This is a genomic window from Clostridioides sp. LIBA-2809, from assembly GCF_056688965.1.
In genome coordinates this window covers 2,749,117-2,770,161 of record NZ_CP197004.1, presented here as the reverse complement: position 1 = coordinate 2,770,161, position 21,045 = coordinate 2,749,117, and the positions used below count along the sequence as shown (strand labels likewise).

Below are 21,045 nucleotides of genomic sequence, written 5' to 3'. Positions count from 1 at the left end.
CATCTCCAAGAGAAATCTTGCATCCGAAGGGTGAGGGTATAGATAAAACGCATAAGGTAGTATGCCAAATATGTGCTATAACCACTCACTAAGCCGAAAAAACCTTAGTTTATGATGGCAACTAAGCACACTATTATATATAAAATGCAGTGAGCGAACTTTTACATCTACATACTCTAAGCAGTTGAAATTACTATGGTGTAGCGATTATTTTTAAAACATCAAAAACACTACTGGTCGCTCACTGCAATATTTCGTAAATTACATAGATTAAAGTATTGCAATTGCTGTATTTTATTTAGGGTTTTATAATGACTATGTAGTGTGTAAACTCGTCTAAAATAATAGAACTCGTCTTTGCATCAACTTGTTTTATAATGACTATGTAGTGTGTAAACGAGGTAAAAGTAAAAAATGCAGGTGAAAGCAAAAAGGTTTTATAATGACTATGTAGTGTGTAAACTATTTTTTCATTAATTCTAATAGTAGTTCTTTTAATGTTTTATAATGACTATGTAGTGTGTAAACGGAATATATTTAAGTTCGGGGTCTTTTGTTAATCTACGTTTTATAATGACTATGTAGTGTGTAAACTTACAAAGCGTTTCTAAACTAATCATCTTTAAACACCCGTTTTATAATGACTATGTAGTGTGTAAACGATATTTATGTCAAGAAAAATTTAATGTCTCAACGCGTTTTATAATGACTATGTAGTGTGTAAACTTTTTGTCGATAGCTTCTATAAAATATCTATAAGTAGGTTTTATAATGACTATGTAGTGTGTAAACTCAAACAACAGTATTCCTCGACCACGAGGCTAAGCCGTTTTATAATGACTACGTGCATCCAAAAAATCTTATAGTAATTAAAAATAAATGTTTATAAATAACACTTACTTAAAAAGTAGGTGTTTTTTTATACAAAAAATCAAAGAAGGTGAATATATGGTAAGAAAACTGCGGTGTAATGTTCAAAAATATTTTAGAAAGGAAGTGATAACTTGGTAATAGACATATACCTAAAAAATGAAAAAGAAAAAATAGATTTCCATTTTCCTGTTAATCCACAAGATTCTTTATCTATAAAAAAAGAAAAAAGATTTGAAACTGTTGATATAGTAAATCTAGGTGAATTTGACATTAAAAAAGAAGGAGAGAAGATAAGAGAAATATCATTCAAGACATTCTTACCAAACTTATATGATGCTTCTTATTGTAGATACAGTGAGTTAAAAAATCCAATTGAAATAGTTGCAATGCTTGAAAAATGGGTAGACCAAAGCGAACCTCTAAGACTTATAATGACTGGTTTTGGCTACAATGGGTTAGTTACAATATCTAGTTTTAGCAATACTCAAACAGCAGGAAGAGAAGAAGATAGAGACATTGAGATAACATTTAGAACTTATAGAGAATTGAAGATAGAGACATTAAAAAAAGAAACTAAAAGTAATACTAAAACAGATTTAAAAGACAATAGACCTAACAATAAAACCACTCCAAAAATATATACTGTTAAATCAAGTGATACATTATATAAGATAGCTAAAAATCTTTTAGGTAAGGGTTCAAGATGGCCAGAGATTTATAATATCCCCGAAAATAAAAAAGTTATTGGTAAAAATCCAAATGTAATAAAAAAAGGACAAAAGTTGGTGATACCTAGCAAATGAAAATAATACTAAATAATAAATATGACATTGCAAATTTTAATGAAGGAATAACTCTTTCAGAAGCTATAGATGGAGTTGCATATAAAATGGATGTATCCTTAATAGAATCTAAAACTTTGCAAGATATAGGAATTAAAAAAGGTGATAAAATAGTTCTAATTGACATTGCATATGAGAGTAAAAAAGAAGAAACAATCTTTGATGGAGTCATATGGGAAACTAGAAGAAGTGAAAAGAGTAAGAAACTAACATTGTCTTGCAGAGAAAGAACAGTCTATATGGAAGAGTCAGAAGAACAATATAGTTTTAAAGAAAATACAGCAACACAGAGAATTGAGTACTACTGCAAACAATGGAATATACCTTACTACAATTTAGCCAACACAGGGAAGAAACTTGCTAAAGTAATACATAAGACTAACATACTAGATATGATTAAAAAAGACTTAAAAGAAACCGCTAGTAAGGGTGGAGATTTATTTAGAGTAAGAATGGATAATAAATTGAAATTATTTAAGCTTGGTACCAATGCAAATGTATATAAATTAGATAGTATATTAGAAGATGCAAACTTTACAAGTAGTTTTAATGATGCAGTAACAAGTGTAAAAGTGCTAGGTAAGAGTAAAGATGAAAATACAAAAGCACCTATCATTGGCACATATAAGAAGGACTCAGATAAGTATGGGACACTACAAAAGATTAAACAAGACGAAAAGATAAAAAATGCAAAAGAAGCTAAGAAAGCAGCAGAAGCAATGTTTAATTCGGGCGAGGAAACAATAAGTGTAGATTGCGTAGTAGACATAAACAGAATAAGAGCAGGTGACAAGGTATCTCTAAAAGGAAGAGAATACTATGTTATAGATGTTACTCATACACTAGATTCTATACCGAAAATGAAGCTGAATATAGGGACTTTAGAATATATAAGGAGGAAGTTTTATACAAATGACTGATGCTAGATTTAATGGGGTTGCTAGAATATTAAAAGAAAAAATGAATAAAAGTGTTAATGATGGAGTCTTTGGAATGGGTTGTTCACTTGCAGAAATAACAACAAATGGTCTGAAAGTAAATGGTTATAAAGATGAAATACAGGACTATTTAGTGTTAGAGAATTTAACATTAAAAGAAGATTATTTTACTCTTTCAGATGAAATATTAGGTGCAGAATATAGACATAAACATAAAATAGAAACTCCAAAAGAGTTGAAACCATTGACTATAGGTGATAATGTATTAGTAGCCGTTATGGGAACTGAATTTGTAGTAATTGGGAGGGTTGTAAATGCCAAACCTATTTCCACAAAATGAAACTTTTGAAACTGTAGAATTAAAAAATAATAATGAAAATGAACTGGACCTAAAGGGGTCTTTTTTATTTGATTTTATAAAAGGTGAATTTGTCAAAAATGCAGATGGAACATTAAAAAGATGTGATAAAGTTCAAGCATATAAACAATGGTGTCAAAAAGCTATATTAACACCTAGATACAAACGGTCAGCTTATTCTAGTGTATATGGAAGTGAAATAAAAGACTTAATTGCTAGTAACCTATCTCAAAGTGCTAAAGAACTTGAAATATCTAGATTAATAAAAGAAACTATTTTAGTTCATCCATATACAAAAGAAGTGAGTAATTTTATATTCAATTGGCTTGAAAATAGTAGGCTTGTTAATTATGAATTTGATGTACTAACAATAGATGATGAAAATATAACAATAGATGGAAACATAAAAAGGTAGGTGATTATATGGAAAGAGAACTACCTATACCAGTATTTTTGACAGAAGATGAGGAAGCAATACACGAAAGGATGTTAAGTAACTTTCAAGATGTGAGCACACTAGAAGGGGACTTTATTTATGATGCAACAAGACCTATAGCAGAAGAAATCACACAGTTAAAACAATTAGGACTACAAAATAATCTAAAGATTGCATTTCCTCAAACTAGCTATGGAGAATACCTAGAATGGTTGGGAGAATGTAAAGGAGTATTTAAAAATCAACCAACTAAATCGGTTGGCATGGTTACATTTACAGGTGTACAAGGAACTATCATTGCAAAAGGGACTGTAGTAACTACTGTTGCAACTGATGAAAAGCAGAGTATAGAGTTTGAGCTTCTTGAAACTAAAACTATAGGAGAAAATGAAACAGTAGATATTAAAGCAGAATGCAGAGAAACTGGAACTATAGGAAATGTATCTAAAGGTAGTATATCTGTTTTATTAGGTTCTATTAATGGGATTAAATCTGTTACTAATAAAGAAGATTTCAAAGGTGGGACAGATATAGAAGACGAAGAACATTTTAGAGAAAGAGTTCTTGTAGCAGAGCAAGAAGACAGACTTAGTGGAGCTAGTTCAGATTATATAAGATGGGCTAAAGAAGTAGATGGAGTTGGATATGCTTATGTAGTTCCCGAATGGAATGGAGCAGGGACAGTAAAAGTATTAATACTAGATAAAAATAGAAAAGCAGCAACACAAGAATTGATAGATGAAGTTCAAGAATATATATATCCATTAAACGTAGCAGGGAATAGAGACGGAAAAGCTCCTATAGGTGCTATTGTAACTATAGCTACTCCACAAACATTACTAATTAATGTAAAAGCTAGTTTTGTGTTTTCAAATGGATTTAGTCAAGAAACTGTGCTAAATATCTTAAAAAATAAAATAGACAAATACCTCGATAAAATAGATATTGGAGGTACTGTTTCTTATAATGCAATTTATTCACTAGCAGGTTCTATGATGCTTGCAGATGAAGGAATACAAGATTTTTCTAACTTGACAATAAATGATGGAACAACAAATATTATTTTAAATGACCAAGTTGTTGGAATAGGTGAGATAATCAATGAGGTGATAGCGTGATAACTTCTAAAAAGGGTAGAGAAATGCTTCTAACATTATCTCCTATCTATGAACAATCTTTAGTTATGAACTCTATATATGAGGCTATAGGAAGCGAATTTGATAATCTAGAGTTATTGAATGAAGAAATAGAGTTACAATTATTTCCTCAAACTGCTACATGGGCACTTGAATTTTGGGAAAATAGAGTAGGTTTATCTACTAATATAGATGAAGATATAGAAGATAGAAGAAGAAAAGTTATTGCTAAGCTCCAAAGCAAATATATTATGACACCTAAAAGAATGTCAATGATACTTCAATCTTATACAGGTGCAAATATAAAAATAAATGAAAACATATCTCCATATACTTTTGGTGTTGAGCTAACTAGTACTCAAGGTTTTCCTAGAGATTTAGAAGATTTATATAAGAGAGTAAATGTTATAAAACCTTCTCATTTATCTGTAAGTTATAAGTTAGTATCTTTATTAAAAAGTAAAACTTATTTTGCACAAACAACAATTATGAGTGAAGAAATAACAGTATATCCTTATTCAAGTAAAGAAGTAAAAGCTAATGTAAAAGCTAAGTTTGCATTAGCCCATAACATGAGTTCAGAAATATTGACAGTATATCCAAAAGGAGGTGGTATAAATGGCTGATGAACAATTTTACACTATACTTACAAATATAGGTAAAGCTAAGATTGCTAACGCAGGAATGTTAGGTAAATCAGTAGTACTAGAGAAGATTCAAGCAGGTGATGCAGGAGGAAGCTATTACAATCCAACAGAAGACCAAACAGCATTAAAAAATAAAGTTTGGGAAGGAAATATAAATGCTTTTGATAAGGATGAAAATAATCCTAATTGGATTATTGCAACAGCATGTGTACCTGGTTCAATAGGTGGATTTACAGTTAGAGAAATGGCTCTCATAGATAATGAAGGAGATATGATTGCAATTTGTAAAAGTCCTGAAACATATAAGCCAAAAGTTGGCAATGGGGCTATGAAAGATTTGTATTTAAAATTTATTATAGAGGTATCTAATGTAGAGAAAGTGACCTTAGTTGTTGACCCAACTGCGATATTTTTAACTAAAAAAGATGAAGAAAAAATATTAACAAATATCAATAAGTTAGACACTAAAATAGATACAACTAAAACAGAGTTAACAAGCAACATAGAAACTACTAAGACAGAGTTAAACACTAGAATAGGTGATACAACACTACTTGAAACAACAGAGAAAACAAATATAGTTAGTGCATTGAATGAGGTAAAAACTAGTGTAGATAGTATAGAAACAACAGCAGAGAAAACAACTATAAAAGATACAGATAACTTATTTGAAAGTGATAATGTTGAAGGAGCATTAAAAGAAGTGATGCAAGAAGTAAAAGGTAATAGAAGTAGTATTATATCTAGTATAAATAATAATTTAATACCAATGTAGAAAGGAAGGTGATTAAATGGGAATTTTTGATGTTTATAGAACTGTTAGAAGAAGAAAAGGCTATTATTCCGAAGGTGATATTCACGTGGCTACTTGTGCTTATGAAGAAGGGAGTCCTTATTTTCTTACTTATTATGGTAGTTTTAATTTAAGTAAATATAAATCTATTTCTATAACTGAAACTAAAGAATTTAGGATTATGGCATATGAAGTTTATCGTTATATAAACAACAATAAAGTTGTAACTGATACTTATAATATGTATCAATACACTACCGTTCAAGTTGTGCCAAATCCATCTATATCCATAAATAATGATTTAGGTGTAATTGGCGATGCTTGCAGTATAAAATATAATATTTATGATAGCAATCCTGATGTTAGTTTTAAAATAACTGTAAAATTAAATGATGTTGTAATAAGTGAAAAAAATAATACAGTAGATTCTAATTACACTATAGATTTAACTGATGAACATTTATCTAATTTAGTATTTAATTCTGTAAATAATATAACTATTGAGCTTGGCACTGTTGCTGGTGGTAAAATGTTAGATAAAACTGTTACATTCACAAAAGGCAACACTAAACCAAAATTGAATATATCCGCTTATAACTCAACTACTGCAATATTTACAGCAATAGACGCAGATAATAATTTAAGCAAAATAGAAGTATTTATAGATGATGTATTAAAAGAAACAATAACAACAGATTTAACAACAGAAAAAACAATAAACTATGAACTTACAGACAATGCAATACACACACTTAAAATAGTAGCTACAGACGCAGAGAATGCAACTGCTGAGAACGTTTTGAGTATAAGTAAAGAAATAATGCCACTTCAAACTGATTCAACTTTACAAGATATATCATCTAAATTAGTAGAAATTGGAGAAGGGTTTATAAATGGGAAAACAAGTATTATAAATACTTTAGCACTTAAAAATATAGAAGCCAATTTAAATAATACACTTGTTGAGTTATCAGAAAAAATTAAGGGAGGTTTTGATAGTGGAGACGCTAGTTTACAAGATTTGATGAATCAATTAACACAAGCCAATAATACTATAACACAGTTAAATACTAAGTATAAAGTTGCTAGTGGTACAGTTACTTCTTTTGCGGATAGTACTAAAATTGCTTATCCATATCTAACCGACAATGTTACTAAACCTGGTTCTTGGATTAAAGTTAGTAATTTAGGCTTTAAACCTAATATTTTCTTTGCTGATTTTGATTACTATGATGCTGAATATAAAAATAATTATAAACTTTTCCTTTTCGCTTGTAATGGTGTTGCCACACAAAGAGGTGTTGATTTTTCAAGTGTTACATCTTTTATCAGAAAAAGTGGTGATGAGTATTTTCATGCTAATGGATGGCTATATAGTAACTCAGAGGGGGATGTCTATTTTAATAATACTGGCGTTCAGATTCCAGCTTATAGCTTTGATTCAACTCAAAAACATACTTATAAATGGTATGCTATTAAATTTATTTAAAAGGAGGAGAAAACATGAATGTTCCAAACAGAATAATATATGACCAAACAGGTAGAACAATCTTTGAAACAGGCGAGTCCTGTGGAGATGTATTGCCACATGATATAATAACAGAATTGCATTATATAGATATTGAATATGGAAGTATAGATTATACAAGGAATAGAGTTATAGGCATAAATATAGAAACAAAAGAACCAATTTTAGAAGAAATACCAATCTATGTGAGTGAAGAAGAAAAGAGAATACAAGAGTTAGAAAATCAAATTTTATTAAATGAAAATGAAAAAGTAGGAGGATTATTATAATGAATATAAATAACATTGTAGTAAGAATATTAGCAGAAAGAATATTAAACAAAGGATTAAATCCTTTAAAAAACAGACCTTTTAAACTGGATGATGTAACTAATGCAGAGTATAGAAAAGCGGTAGAGGATTATATAATTAGAGAAAGTGGAGTAGTAGAAGGAGCAGAACCTACAGTATAAGGAATGTTCCTTTTTTATTTCTAAAAATATATAAATTCATTTACATTTTGCCCACACTTCATCTACACTTTGCAGACGTTTATGGTTTTAAAATTAGGTACAATAAAACCATAAATTAAGAAAGAGGTGGATTAAATGGCAACAGTTTATGAATTTAATTATACAGGAAGTGAACAAAGTGTGACATTAAGACCTGGTAAATATAAATTTGAATGTTGGGGGGCTTGTGGAGGAGGAGGAGCCGCTATAACTGATGTATCACAACGTTCAGTGGGTGGTTATACAAAAGGAGAACTTGTGTTAAACAAGGAAACAACAATGTATGTATATGTAGGTGAATGGGGTTATGGAAGTGAACCGATTTTTAACGGAGGAGGAAATACATTACTCGATGAAGTTTATGATAACAAACCCTATAAATGTAATGGTGGTGGTGCCACAGATATAAGGCTTACTGGAGGTGCCTGGAATGATAAACAAGGTTTACTATCACGTATAATTGTTGCTGGTGGAGGAGGTAGAAACTTCGCAGCTTATGCAGGCGGGGATGGTGGTGGTGCGTATGGAACTAATGGTTTACATCCAGGTCTTCAAGGTTATGGAGCTTCTCAAGAGAGGGGAGGAACAGGCAATTATGGAAAAAGTGGTTCATTCGGGATAGGAGGAGATGCAACAGGCAGAGAAAATGAAAAATATGGAGGAGGAGGTGGTGGTTGGTTTGGTGGAGGCGGAGGAGCTGGAGGTGGTGGCGGTAGCGGATATGCATTAAATAATAGCAGTTATAAACCCAATGGATATATTCCTACATCAGAATATTTTCTTAATAATATAGATATGAGTATTGGACATATAAATCATGATAGAGGAAAAGCTAAAATAACATTATTAGAAGGATTTCCTTTACTTACAATTAAGTCTTATTCACAAACACAAGTTGTATTTGTTGCATCTCATTCTGAGGATAATAATCTTTCTAAAATTGAATGCTTTATAGATAATACATTAAAAGAAACAATAGCAACAAATCTTTATGCAGAGAAAATTATTAATTATACCATTGAGGATAGTGCTTTGCATACTTTAAAAATAGTTGTTACTGACAATAATAATAAAACTGTAGAAAAAGTTATAAGCATAAGCAAAAGTATAATGCCATTAGAGGATGACGCAAGTCTACAAGATATAGCAAGTAAAGTTAGTGAAATAAAAGAAGGATTAATAAATGGAAAAACTTCTATAATAAATGTATTATCACTAAAGAATATTGAATCAAGTTTAAATAATTCTTTAGTGGAATTATCAGAAAAGATAAAGAAATCTTTTGATAGTTCAGATGCTAGTGTGGAAGATTTACAAAATAAATTGACTGAAAAGAATAATACTATAAGTCAGTTAAATAATCAGATAAAACAAAGAAAGAGATGGGCAACGGGTAGTTACACTTTCACGTCATATGACAACTATAATTTTTATATAAAAGGGCAAAAAGAATCTGCTACTCTAGATATATTAATGGATCTAGATTTTGTACCAAGTGTAATTATAATTGATACATTACCAGCTTGGACTTCAAAAGGAGACAGTATCTTATTTAGTAATATATCTAATCTAAATAATATTAATTTGGGAGCAGAAAAAATTAAAGAGGCTGCTTATTATACAAGAGGGCTTATTAAGATAAGTAACATAACATCTAATTCATTTAAACTTATATTATCTAATTCAGATGACGGACCTAGATGCGATGATGTTGAAGTTAGAAGTGGTGGAGTGTTTACTTGGAGAGCGTATGAATAAAAAATAGAAATAAAAAGATTAAATAGATAAATCAAATATAGAGAAATGGTATTGAGAATTAATACTAGAAAATGTTTATAAGGCTTAGATAACCTCTAAGTCTTATTTTAATACAAATAAGGAGGTTTTCATGAATGAAGAACTTTTCAACGCAGATTTAAAAAGACACGAAACAAGAATAAATAAGCATGGTGAAGAAATAGACGAATTAAAGATAGCAAATATAGAGTCTAAAGCAGAGTTAAAAGCATTATGCGAGAACTTAAACTCACTTACAAGTATGTTAAAGTGGCTAATTGGAACAATGATTACAACATTAGTAGGATTCTTTATATTTGCCATACAGAGAGGAATATTTTAATTAGGAGGAAAATAAATGGATAATTTAATAAGTTTTATACCAGAGCAGTTACTAATTTTAGTAGCTGCTCTTTATGTTATAGGAGCAGGTTGCAAGAAGTATAAACAGTTAGATAACAAGTATATTCCAGTAGTGTTATTGATACTTGGAGTAGGTTTTTCAGTATGGATGTTAGGGTTAAATGCTGATGCAGTCTTACAAGGTGTGATTTGCTGGGGTATATCAATAGGTATAAATCAAACTTACAAACAGTTAAAGGAGGAAAATAAGTAATGAAAATAGCAATAGTACCAGGACACACTTTAAGTGGAAAAGGAACAGGAGCAACTGGATATATAGACGAAGGAAAAGAAAATAGAATACTAACTGACTTAATCGCGAAATGGTTAAAACAAGGTGGAGCAACTATATATACTGGTAAGATAGATAAATCGAATGATTATCTATCTGAACAATGTCAAATAGCAAATAAACAAGACATAGACTTAGCAGTACAAGTACATTTCAACGCAAATAACACAACCCTAAATCCTATGGGTACAGAAACTATATATAAAACTAATAATGGCAAAATGTATGCAAATAGAGTCAATGATAAACTATCAATGGTATTTAAAAATAGGGGTGCTAAATCGGATGTAAGGGGTTTGTATTGGCTTAATCATACAAAAGCACCAGCATTATTAATTGAAGTATGTTTTGTAGACAGTAAAGCAGATACAGATTACTATATTAAAAATAAAAATACAGTTGCAAAGCTAATAGCTGAGGGTATATTAAATAAGAAAATAGATAATATTGAGGTGAAACAAATGTATAAGCATACAGTAGTTTATGAGGGAGAAGTTGACAAAGTTCTAGCACAAATAATTAGTTGGAACTACAAAGAAAATGAATGTAGAGTCTGTGATATAAAAGACTATACGCCAGGTCAAACGGAGAATTTATATATTGTAGGTGGAGGAGCATGTAATAAGATAGGTTCTATAACTAAAGAAAGATATACTATGATAAAGGGAAATGATAGGTTTGATACACTTTATAAAGCATTGGATTTTATTAATAGATAGATTAGAAGGTAGCAACTAGAGTTAGTTGTTACCTTCTTTTTTTATACTTTCTTTCTTTAAGTTTTTTACTTTCCATATTATCTAATACTTGCAGCGAACTCATATAGAATTTTTGGTAGCTATTCGATTTTTGCTGAGCTTCACATATTAAACATAAATAAGTGCCAAAAAAAAGAAGTATTACACCACAAGCAGTAAAAAAATCTTTTATAATATTGCTAGTAAGTAGACTAAAGAAAATTGATATAAATGCAGCAATAACAGCAATTGCAAATGGAATTGATGGGTTATTTTTAGAATCTAAGATAGTTTTGATGCGTGTTTTTTCTATTTTTATATTTTCTATTGAATCCATCTCCTTAAGAGAATTATAAAATCTGTAATTGCATTTATAATATTCCTCAGCTTCTTTTATGTCTGGTTTTTCTTCTCCTTGAATAATATGCAACTGCTCTATAGGGCTTTTTTTGTTAAATTTAATAATATCAAATATATCATCGAGAAACATATTTTATACCTCCATAAATTAATGTCTAATATACTTTAATTTATAGCATATTTAAGAGTTTATATCAGCAATTTGTCGAACGATTTTAGATAAAGATAAAGCAAGATTACAGGAAAAAAATTTACTCAAGTTTATTCTGTTGATGTGTGGCTAATAATAAATATAGCTAGAGAATTTGTAAAAGAAAAATTATAAATTTGATGTATATATTAAAATAGGTAAAGATAATTTTTACTTATTTCAATAAATTTAATCTTCAACTACATTCCATAACTTTAAAATTATTAATAAAAATTTATATTATTTTGATATAATGTAAGTATAAAAAATAATATTTATTAGGGGGATATTATGAGAAAAGCAGTTTGTGAGTATATAGAACCAACTAGTGACGAAAAGGAAAATTTAATGTCAGATGCTATTGTTGTTTTTGATACAAATGTATTGTTAAATTTATATAGGTACTCTGCGACAACAAGGAATAGTCTTTTATCCGCTTTGAAAGGGTTTAAAGATAGAATATGGTTGCCACATCATGTAGCTAAAGAATTTATGGAACAAAGATGCAATATAATTTTTGAATCTATAAATAAATATGATGAGTTATCTAAAAACTCAAAAAAATTAGTATCAGATATTAGACAAAAATTAAAGATAGCAAAAGAGGATAAAGATTTGGAAGAATTAGAAACATATATTGATGGTTGGATAAACAATAATAAAATTAAAAATCTAGAAGTTTTTAATCCTAGTGAAGATAATATATTAAAGCAAATATTAAATTTGTTTGATGGAAAAGTCGGAGAGGAATATAAAAAAGAAGATTTAGAAAAAATAAAAAAAGAAGGGGAAAGTAGATATAAATGTAATGTACCTCCAGGATATAAAGATTTTAAAAAACAAAAAGATGATTTTGATGATAATAATAAATATGGAGATTTAATTATATGGAATGAAATTTTAGATTATTCAAAAAATAATAAGAAAGATATAATTTATATCACAAATGACCAAAAAGAAGATTGGTGGAATAAAGTGCATGGGCAGATAATCGGACCTAGATATGAATTAAGAAAAGAATTTTATAATTTTTCGAAGCAAAAATTTCATATGTACTCAATGCAAACTTTTATTGAAATTTTTAATGAACAAAATAAGGATAAAATAGGAGAAAGTGTTTTACAAGAAGTTAATTATATTGGCTCACCAGAAGACATAGAATGTATTAATTATGAAGAAAATATCAAAGATATTCAAGACATAAAATGTACTACAGGAATAATAGTTCTATTAGAAGAGCATCTTAATCGCCTTAAAAAACATAAGGCTATGATTGAAAAATCTATGTATTCTGAGGCACTTAGATTGAAGAAGAAAGATGTAAAAGTAAGTATAAAAAAAGAAGATATGAATTATTTTGAGAAATTGCAAGAATGTTTAGGAGACGTAAATTTGCAGATAGATAGTGTTAAAAAAAGACTTAAAGAACAGATGTATAGCATGATGTCATAGAAAAAATGTGTATTGCATTATAGAAGATATAGTTGAGAGTATAAAAGATGAAAAATGATATTTGATAATTGTAAAATTATGCTATAATTAAAATGCAAGAATATATCTTGTAAGAAACTACAATCTAAGGGCGAAAGTTTTCAGAAATCACCTTCGTATGAAAGGGGGTGAGTATATGAAAACACTTATGTTTATACTTGTTATAGCGTATTATATTACTATTATAATAAAATCTATTACAACAATAGTGAAGTCTATAACAAGATTATTAGATTCTATAAGTAAATTAAAAGAATCTTTACATAAACTAAGAAATCGTCCTGACGGCAATCAAGACGATTTCAATGAATAAATCATTACTTAAATTATTTTGAATTTGAAACTTCGCTCTAGGCTAATAGATTGTAGTTTCTTTTTTTATTTTTGATGCGATTTTACATCTTTATTATATCGCATTTTAACAAAAAATAAAACTATGAATCCTAGAAATATATTTTATTTTAGCTCTAAGTATATATATTATTGCCCACCTAAAAAACTTTCATAAAATCAAAAGAGTATATGTTTTGATAGCTTGTTAATATAACTTATAACTCATCTTACAAGTCTTATTTAATAAATATTTATGCCGCTAAATTCCTCTATTTTTACCAATTTAGTATTATTCTACAATTAAAACAATACAATACAACTAGTTATTATTCATTATATGTGTTTGAAAATTGAATAAGTTTATAGATATGAATAATATTTTTTATATATAAAAACAAACTAAAACAGTAGAATATATGGTAAATTTTACCTCTAGTTTTTGTGTTAAAAAGCTCCTATTATTAGTTTAAGTTAGACAAGTTGAGGAAGTGACATAAGATGGAGCAGCAAGAGGTAATAGCCAAATTACGCAGGGGAGAACTAATGTTAATGGAATATATGTGGAGGAAAAAGTCTATTCTATCTAAAAAAGAAATAATCTTAGCAATGCAGGAGAGGTATAAATGGAGGAAAAGTACTACAGAAATTTTACTTAAAAGATTAGTAAAGATGAAAGTATTAAAAAAGAAGAGGATAGGTTTTCAGTTTAGTTATGAAGTATTATTAACTAAAAAAGAATATTTAAATGCTATAAGAAAAGAAAGAAATATAAATATAGATGATGATTTTTTTACTCGAATATTTACAACTATACATAGAAGGAATCAAATAATAGAAGAAAAATTTAAAAAATTCATAACAAATATAAAAGATATGATAAAAAGACAAGTTTGAGTTTTATAGAAAGAAGGGATATATTATGATAAATAAGAAATTACCAGATGCAGAATTAAAAATTATGAAATACATATGGAATACTGGTTATAAAACTGTAATATCAAAAGATGTTTCAGATGAGATAGAAAAAATGTATGGCTGGAAACATACAACTACAATTACACTTTTAACTAGACTAACTAAAAAGGGTTTTTTAATATCTCAGCGAATTGGGAAACATGTACACTATACAGTATTAGTAAAAGAAAAAGAATATTTAAAATTAGAAGGTAAAAGAATTTTTGGAGGTTTACATAACAATCCTCTATCAGAACTGATTTCAAAATTACACGATGGGGAAAAAATAACGGAAGATAAAATAACAGAAATAGGAGATTGGATAAAAACTTGGAAAGAAGAAGATTAATAGATACAAAAAGGTAGCGCCTATATAAATAGTTGCTACCTTTTTTATATCTGTGGATAAATCTGTTGATAACATTGTGGATAAAATGTGGATGAATATATTTACTGACCATTTACTGACCAAACTCATTTTTGTGGTTCTGAAAGCGTTGAATTTACTTGTTTTAAATAAATTTATAGTTTTTTGTTATAAAATACTAAATTTTGTTAACAATTATAATTAGCATTTAATTTATACTGGAGGTTTATATGATTAGTGTAAGAACAGATTTAGCTTTAGAAGCTAGTGAAATGTGTGAAAAGTCTCAAGAAGGAAGTAGTATTCCTGGTGTAAAAATAGAAACTAAAGAATTAGAAAATTGTATTGTAACAAAAGTTGAAGTAGTAGATGGACAAGGCGCAGAAATAATGAATAAGGATATAGGAAAGTATATAACTCTGGAAAGTAATCTTATGAAGTTTGATGATGATGAATCAAGAGAAGAAATGATAAGTTATTTGAAAGAGGAATTGGTAGATATATTTGGACAAGACAAAAACAAAAAAACACTGGTAATTGGTCTTGGAAATAGAAATATTACTTCTGATGCATTAGGACCAAAGAGTGTATCAAAAACACTTGTGACTAGACATCTTTTTAAAAATTATAATAAAGACTATGATGATGATTTCACTGAGGTATCAGCTTTAAGCCCAGGAGTTATGGGTGTTACTGGAATAGAGACTAGTGAAATAGTAAAGTCATTGGTTGAGAAAGTTAAGCCAGATAGAGTAGTAGCAATAGATGCACTAGCTTCAAGAAAAATGGAAAGAGTAAACTCTACTATACAGATATCAACAGCAGGAATATCACCTGGTGGAGGTGTTGGTAATACGAGAAAATCTCTAACTAAGGAAACATTAGGAGTAGAAGTTATTGCAATAGGTGTACCAACTGTGGTTGATGCAGCCACTCTTACGATAGATGTTTTAGATATGGCAATAGACAATTTAATAGCTCAATCAGAAGAAACAGAAAGCTTTTATGAAATGTTGAAAAAGCTTAAAGAAGAAGAAAAATATCATCTAATAAAAGATTCATTAGACCCATATGACAAAAACTTAATAGTAACACCAAAGGATATAGATGATACAATCGAAAATCTATCTATAATAATAAGCGAAGGTTTAAATAGGTCTTTGCATCCAGGTAGATTGGTATAAAATAAGGAGGAACAATTATGTTTAAAAAATGCATTAAAGTAGTAACCTTGACTTTTATATTAGCATGCATTTTACCAGGAAAATCATTGGCTTTGAATCAAGATGATTTTTTAAAGTTTTTAGTAAACTCATCTTATCCAGAAGCTAAAGTCGAAGGAAATAATACAGAAGATAAAAAGAATAATAAAAATAAAGAAGAAAATAAAGAAAGCAAAAATGAAAAAGAAAAATCTGAAGATGCAAGTAAAGTTGATAGCAAAAAAGAAAGTGAAAAAGAATATATAAAACTTTATGTTGGTAAAGAAAATGTTCCAGATATTGAGTCAAAGAATTCTGACACGACTGAAACTAATACTACATCTAGCTCAGAATACAAGGATGATTTAAGAGTGACTAAAGAAAATCCAAGAATTTTAATATATCATACTCATGGATGTGAAACTTATTCAAATTCACCTGCTGGAAATTATCATTCAAGAGATAAGAAAAATTCGGTAATGGAAGTAGGAAGTGCATTGACTAGTGCCTTAGATAGCAAAGGATGGGGTGTAGTTCATACAACTAAGTACCATGACTATCCATCTTATAATAATTCTTATGCAAGTAGCTTAAAAACAATAAAAAGTATACTCCCTAAATATAATTCAGTGGACATAGCAATAGACTTACATAGAGATGCTAGGGATTTAACTAATCCAGCCACTAAAGAAAAAGACCATTTAAAATATACAACTATGATAAATGGAGAGAGAGTAGCAAAGTTTTTCTTTGTTGTAGGAGGTAAAAATACAAATAGAGCACAACTCAGAGCTTTAGCAGATGATATAACTGCTTTTGCTGAAAAGAAATATCCTGGTTTGGTGTCTCCAATAGTAGAAAAAGACTATGCTAGATTTAATCAATTTGCAGTTAAGAATCATATGCTAGTAGAAATAGGAAATAATGCAACAAGTATAGAAGAATCTAAAGCTACTACAAAGTATCTAGCTGAGATTTTGGATGAATATTTTAAACAAAAAAATTAGATTGTTAGGTACAATTAGGAGCATGTTAAATGAGCCGATTAGAAAAAAATATAGAAAGTAAAAGTAAACTAAGAAAATACAAGTATATTATGAGAATCGTGTTTTTGATTACTATGATAATAGGTACATCAGTTTGTGTCTTTATAGTAGATAGTAATGCAAAAAGTATGTTAGGAATGAAACAATATGATTTTCCAAGTATTAATTTTGATATAACAAACTTTGATTTTGATATATCGAACTTTGATATAAATGGAATCATCAAAAAATTTAATAAGTAGTAATAAGTGAATAAGGTTTATTGATTAAAATAAACCTTATTTTAGTTATATATTCTTAGGATATAAAATAAAAATGCATTAACTGTGTCTTATAGGATTTACTTTAAGTTTATGATATTATATAATATTTAGTGTTAGACTTGATAATCCACATATAATGTGGATAATTTTGTTTAGTGCCAATTAGTTTATATTCAAAAGTTTTACATTATATAAAGAGTTTTTATATAATGTAAAATAATAACTATAAGAATAATTAAGAGGAGGGAATTTTAAGGTGGACAATAAACAAAGTAGAACTAGAAATTTTAGTATAATTGCACATATAGACCATGGAAAGTCTACCTTAGCTGATAGATTAATACAACAAACGGGGCTTGTTAGTGAAAGGGACATGAAAAGTCAATTGCTTGACAATATGGACCTTGAAAGAGAAAGAGGAATTACTATAAAGCTTCAAAACATAAGATTAATGTATAAAGCGAAGGATGGAAATGAATATTATTTAAATCTTATAGATACACCTGGACATGTAGACTTTAACTATGAGGTATCAAGAAGTTTAGCTGCATGTGAAGGTGCATTACTGGTAGTCGATGCAGCTCAAGGTGTTGAGGCGCAAACCCTAGCCAATGTTTATCTTGCTATAGACCAAGATTTAGAAATATTACCAATAATAAATAAAATAGATTTACCAAGTGCAAGACCAGAGGAAGTAAAGCATGAAATAGAAGATTTAATAGGGCTTGATTCAAGTGAGGCACCTCTTATTTCTGCAAAGACTGGCTTAAACATAGAAGATGTATTAGAAGATATTGTAAAAAATGTTCCTCCACCTAAAGGAGATAATGAAGCACCATTAAAGGCGTTAATATTCGATTCTTACTATGATGCTTATAAAGGTGTTGTAGCTTATGTTAGAGTATTTGAAGGAACTGTTAAAAAAGGCATGACAATAAAAATGATGAACACTAACAAAAAGTTTGAAGTAACTGAAGTTGGTGTAATGGCTCCAGGTCAAACTGAGCTTAGTGAATTATCAGCAGGTGATGTTGGTTATATTGCAGCAAGCATAAAAGATATAAGAAGTTGTCGTGTTGGAGATACAATAACAGATTCAAATAATTCTACAGATGAACCTTTACCAGGATATAAAAAAGCTACTCCAATGGTATACTGTGGTATATATCCAGGAGAAGGAGAAAAGTATGAAAATGTAAGAGATGCTCTTGAAAAACTTCAAGTAAATGATGCTGCACTTGAGTATGAAGCGGAGACTTCAGCAGCACTAGGATTTGGTTTTAGATGTGGTTTCTTAGGTCTTTTACATATGGAGATAATGCAAGAAAGACTTGAGAGAGAATTTAATCTTGATATAATTACGACAGCACCATCTGTTATATACAGAGTTACAAAAATTGATGGAGAAGTTGTAATGATACAAAATCCTGCAAACTTACCAGAGCCATCTGAGATAAAGATGATAGAAGAACCTATAGTAAAAGGAGATATAATAGTTCCTAAAGACTATGTAGGTGTAGTCATGGAACTTTGTCAAGAAAGACGTGGAAACATGTTAAATATGGAATATATAGATGATAGAAGAGTAATGCTTCACTATGACCTTCCTCTTAATGAGGTTGTTTACGACTTCTTTGATGCTTTGAAATCAAGAACTAGAGGATATGGCTCTCTTGATTATGAGGTTAAAGGTTATGTGCCATCTACACTTGTAAAACTTGATATATTAATTAATAAAGAGCAAGTAGATGCACTTAGTTTTATTGTTCATGAAACTCGTGCTTTCCATAGAGGCAAGGCAATGTGTGAAAAACTAAAAGGGGAAATCCCAAGACATCAATTTGCTATACCTATACAAGCTGCTGTTGGTAATAAGGTTATTGCAAGGGAGACGATAAGTGCGTTAAGAAAAGATGTACTTGCTAAATGTTATGGTGGGGATATATCTCGTAAGAAGAAACTTCTTGAAAAGCAAAAAGAAGGTAAGAAGCGTATGAGACAAATTGGTTCTGTTGAAGTTCCTCAAAAAGCATTTATGTCTGTACTTAAATTAGATGAATAAATTTTTATAAATTTAGATAAAGATATTTAAAAGCTAGAGTGATTTTAGAATTATTTCTAAATTAATCTAGCTTTTTTGTGGTATATTTTAAGTAAACTAATAGAAAATATAAACAAGAGTATATTAAAGAAAAATAAAAAGGTGATATTTATGATTAATATAGAAATTCCTAAAAAAGTAGATTATATAATTAAAGAATTAGAAAAACATGGTCATGAAGCATATGTAGTTGGAGGATGTGTTAGAGATTGTTTGTTAGAAAGAATTCCAAATGACTGGGATATAACAACTAGTGCGAAACCAGAAGTAGTAGTAGAGCTATTTGAAAAAACAATTCCAACTGGCATACAGCATGGTACTGTAACAGTTATGCTTGGTCATGAACCATTTGAAGTAACAACTTATAGAATAGATGGAAATTATAGTGATGGTAGACATCCAGATTCAATAGAATTTACAAATAACATAGTTAAGGACCTATCAAGAAGAGATTTTACTATCAATTCAATTGCATACAATACAAAGAATGGATTGGTTGACCCATTTAATGGGTATGAAGATATACAAAATAAGTATATACGTTGTGTTGGAAATCCAGTAGATAGATTTGAAGAAGATGCACTTAGAATGCTTAGAGCAGTTAGATTTTCGGCACAACTCAGTTTTAAAATAGCTGAAGGGACTAAGCAAAGTATCCACAAAAAAGCAAACTTGATAAAAAATATTTCTATAGAAAGAATTCAAACAGAATTCAACAAAATGCTAGTATCTGATTCATCTAAATTAGAATTATTAAATTCAACAGGTTTGTTGAAATTTATAATTCCTGAAATATGTGAATTAGAGGAAGTTACTCAACATAATCCATACCATATTTATGATGTACAAAAACATACTTTAATGGCTACAGAAGTGATTGAAGATGAATTATATTTAAAGCTTACAATGTTGTTTCATGATTTGGGAAAAAAGGTAACTAAAACGACTGATAAAAACGGAATTGACCACTTTTATACTCATAGTAGAGAATCTGTAAAGATTGCAAAGAGAATTTTAAAGAGACTCAAGTACGATAATTATACTATTAATAAAGTTTTGACATTAATACAGTATCATGATTATAGGATAGAGCCAAAAAGGAAAATAATTAAAAAATTATTAAATAAACTTGAAGATGTTGAACTATTTGAAGATTTAATAAAGGTTAATTGGGCAGATACGCTTGCTAAAAATCCAAAATATGCAAAAAGTAAGATATTAAATCTTATCGAGTGTGAAAAAGAATTTAAACACATAATAAATCAAAATGAATGTTTTAATATTAAGGATTTAGCTATTAATGGAAAAGATTTGATATCTATAGGTGTAAAACCAGGTAAAGATATGGGACACATATTAAATAAGATGCTTGAAATTGTTATAAATAATCCAGAACTAAATGAAAAAGAAATACTGAAAGAAAAAGTATTAAATATATATACATTTTAGAATAGAGTATAAAAATTTTAGTTTAATTAATTTAAAAAGCT

Annotated in this window: 24 protein-coding genes and 1 CRISPR repeat array; of the genes, 23 read left to right on the top strand and 1 reads right to left on the bottom strand. The window is 29.0% G+C overall.

The genetic code is table 11. The features are described from left to right. Positions 1 to 303 precede the first annotated feature (303 nt). Positions 304 to 792: direct repeats of the CRISPR family, unit length 29 nt; unit sequence GTTTTATAATGACTATGTAGTGTGTAAAC. Positions 793 to 1,004: 212 nt separating this feature from the next. From ACTG44_RS13115 to ACTG44_RS13050, 14 genes are all read left to right on the top strand, one after another. Continuing rightward, positions 1,005 to 1,676 carry a LysM peptidoglycan-binding domain-containing protein gene (locus ACTG44_RS13115; RefSeq protein ID WP_479920579.1) on the top strand — a complete coding sequence of 224 codons (672 nt, stop codon included), beginning with the start codon at positions 1,005 to 1,007 and terminating at the stop codon, positions 1,674 to 1,676. Beyond that, positions 1,673 to 2,635, top strand: a complete 963-nt coding sequence (locus tag ACTG44_RS13110; protein WP_479920578.1) for an XkdQ/YqbQ family protein — start codon at positions 1,673 to 1,675, stop codon at positions 2,633 to 2,635. The genes ACTG44_RS13115 and ACTG44_RS13110 overlap by 4 nt, the downstream gene beginning before the upstream one ends. After that, positions 2,628 to 2,993, top strand: coding sequence for a hypothetical protein (locus ACTG44_RS13105; protein ID WP_479920577.1), 366 nt, complete (start codon positions 2,628 to 2,630; stop codon positions 2,991 to 2,993). Before ACTG44_RS13110 ends, ACTG44_RS13105 begins: the two co-directional genes overlap by 8 nt. Continuing rightward, positions 2,968 to 3,426 (top strand): DUF2634 domain-containing protein, encoded by a 459-nt coding sequence (locus ACTG44_RS13100; RefSeq protein ID WP_479920576.1) that lies wholly within the window; start codon positions 2,968 to 2,970, stop codon positions 3,424 to 3,426. Before ACTG44_RS13105 ends, ACTG44_RS13100 begins: the two co-directional genes overlap by 26 nt. 8 nt (positions 3,427 to 3,434) lie before the next feature. Beyond that, positions 3,435 to 4,565: a baseplate J/gp47 family protein gene (locus tag ACTG44_RS13095; protein ID WP_479920575.1), complete on the top strand. Its 1,131-nt coding sequence runs from the start codon at positions 3,435 to 3,437 to the stop codon at positions 4,563 to 4,565. Continuing rightward, the gene (locus ACTG44_RS13090; RefSeq protein ID WP_479920574.1) at positions 4,562 to 5,209 is read left to right on the top strand and encodes a YmfQ family protein; all 648 of its coding nucleotides are present in this window, start codon (positions 4,562 to 4,564) and stop codon (positions 5,207 to 5,209) included. The genes ACTG44_RS13095 and ACTG44_RS13090 overlap by 4 nt, the downstream gene beginning before the upstream one ends. After that, a complete protein-coding gene (locus ACTG44_RS13085; protein WP_479920573.1) occupies positions 5,202 to 6,005 on the top strand; it encodes a phage tail protein in 804 nt (267 codons plus the stop codon). Before ACTG44_RS13090 ends, ACTG44_RS13085 begins: the two co-directional genes overlap by 8 nt. 16 nt (positions 6,006 to 6,021) lie before the next feature. Then, positions 6,022 to 7,512: a hypothetical protein gene (locus ACTG44_RS13080; RefSeq protein ID WP_479920572.1), complete on the top strand. Its 1,491-nt coding sequence runs from the start codon at positions 6,022 to 6,024 to the stop codon at positions 7,510 to 7,512. A 14-nt stretch (positions 7,513 to 7,526) separates the two neighbouring features. Then, positions 7,527 to 7,820 (top strand): hypothetical protein, encoded by a 294-nt coding sequence (locus tag ACTG44_RS13075; protein WP_479920571.1) that lies wholly within the window; start codon positions 7,527 to 7,529, stop codon positions 7,818 to 7,820. Further along, positions 7,820 to 8,002: a hypothetical protein gene (locus tag ACTG44_RS13070; protein WP_479920570.1), complete on the top strand. Its 183-nt coding sequence runs from the start codon at positions 7,820 to 7,822 to the stop codon at positions 8,000 to 8,002. The genes ACTG44_RS13075 and ACTG44_RS13070 overlap by 1 nt, the downstream gene beginning before the upstream one ends. A gap of 135 nt (positions 8,003 to 8,137) precedes the next feature. Then, positions 8,138 to 9,799 carry a glycine rich domain-containing protein gene (locus ACTG44_RS13065; RefSeq protein ID WP_479920569.1) on the top strand — a complete coding sequence of 554 codons (1,662 nt, stop codon included), beginning with the start codon at positions 8,138 to 8,140 and terminating at the stop codon, positions 9,797 to 9,799. Between the two features lie 130 nt (positions 9,800 to 9,929). Continuing rightward, positions 9,930 to 10,160, top strand: coding sequence for a hemolysin XhlA family protein (locus ACTG44_RS13060; RefSeq protein WP_021385516.1), 231 nt, complete (start codon positions 9,930 to 9,932; stop codon positions 10,158 to 10,160). 15 nt (positions 10,161 to 10,175) lie between these two features. Further along, positions 10,176 to 10,433, top strand: a complete 258-nt coding sequence (locus ACTG44_RS13055; RefSeq protein WP_227483856.1) for a phage holin family protein — start codon at positions 10,176 to 10,178, stop codon at positions 10,431 to 10,433. After that, on the top strand, positions 10,433 to 11,230 hold the full coding sequence (locus ACTG44_RS13050) for an N-acetylmuramoyl-L-alanine amidase (RefSeq protein WP_479920568.1): 798 nt from the start codon (positions 10,433 to 10,435) through the stop codon (positions 11,228 to 11,230). The genes ACTG44_RS13055 and ACTG44_RS13050 overlap by 1 nt, the downstream gene beginning before the upstream one ends. 28 nt (positions 11,231 to 11,258) lie before the next feature. Here the strand turns inward: ACTG44_RS13050 and ACTG44_RS13045 are convergent, their stop codons facing one another. Continuing rightward, positions 11,259 to 11,738 carry a hypothetical protein gene (locus ACTG44_RS13045; RefSeq protein ID WP_095903997.1) on the bottom strand — a complete coding sequence of 160 codons (480 nt, stop codon included), beginning with the start codon at positions 11,736 to 11,738 and terminating at the stop codon, positions 11,259 to 11,261. Positions 11,739 to 12,089: 351 nt separating this feature from the next. On the opposite strand from ACTG44_RS13045, the gene ACTG44_RS13040 reads away from it, so the two are divergent. The 9 genes from ACTG44_RS13040 (at position 12,090) to ACTG44_RS13000 (ending at position 21,004) form a co-directional block, all read left to right on the top strand. After that, positions 12,090 to 13,250: a PIN-like domain-containing protein gene (locus ACTG44_RS13040; protein ID WP_479920567.1), complete on the top strand. Its 1,161-nt coding sequence runs from the start codon at positions 12,090 to 12,092 to the stop codon at positions 13,248 to 13,250. 175 nt (positions 13,251 to 13,425) lie between these two features. Next, entirely contained in the window at positions 13,426 to 13,602 is a 177-nt protein-coding gene (locus tag ACTG44_RS13035; RefSeq protein WP_021385485.1) for a hypothetical protein, read from the top strand. Between the two features lie 563 nt (positions 13,603 to 14,165). Continuing rightward, complete coding sequence (locus ACTG44_RS13030; protein WP_479920566.1) at positions 14,166 to 14,516, top strand: BlaI/MecI/CopY family transcriptional regulator; 351 nt, start codon at positions 14,166 to 14,168, stop codon at positions 14,514 to 14,516. A 25-nt stretch (positions 14,517 to 14,541) separates the two neighbouring features. Then, positions 14,542 to 14,925: a BlaI/MecI/CopY family transcriptional regulator gene (locus ACTG44_RS13025; protein ID WP_479920565.1), complete on the top strand. Its 384-nt coding sequence runs from the start codon at positions 14,542 to 14,544 to the stop codon at positions 14,923 to 14,925. Positions 14,926 to 15,173: 248 nt separating this feature from the next. Next, complete coding sequence (gene gpr, locus ACTG44_RS13020; RefSeq protein WP_021385350.1) at positions 15,174 to 16,127, top strand: GPR endopeptidase; 954 nt, start codon at positions 15,174 to 15,176, stop codon at positions 16,125 to 16,127. A gap of 17 nt (positions 16,128 to 16,144) precedes the next feature. Beyond that, positions 16,145 to 17,152, top strand: coding sequence for a stage II sporulation protein P (gene spoIIP / locus ACTG44_RS13015; protein WP_021385341.1), 1,008 nt, complete (start codon positions 16,145 to 16,147; stop codon positions 17,150 to 17,152). Between the two features lie 29 nt (positions 17,153 to 17,181). Further along, positions 17,182 to 17,433, top strand: a complete 252-nt coding sequence (locus tag ACTG44_RS13010) for a hypothetical protein (protein WP_479920564.1) — start codon at positions 17,182 to 17,184, stop codon at positions 17,431 to 17,433. Positions 17,434 to 17,710: 277 nt separating this feature from the next. Beyond that, positions 17,711 to 19,516, top strand: a complete 1,806-nt coding sequence (lepA, locus tag ACTG44_RS13005) for a translation elongation factor 4 (protein WP_479920563.1) — start codon at positions 17,711 to 17,713, stop codon at positions 19,514 to 19,516. A gap of 150 nt (positions 19,517 to 19,666) precedes the next feature. Beyond that, on the top strand, positions 19,667 to 21,004 hold the full coding sequence (locus ACTG44_RS13000) for a CCA tRNA nucleotidyltransferase (protein ID WP_479920562.1): 1,338 nt from the start codon (positions 19,667 to 19,669) through the stop codon (positions 21,002 to 21,004). Positions 21,005 to 21,045: the final 41 nt, after the last annotated feature.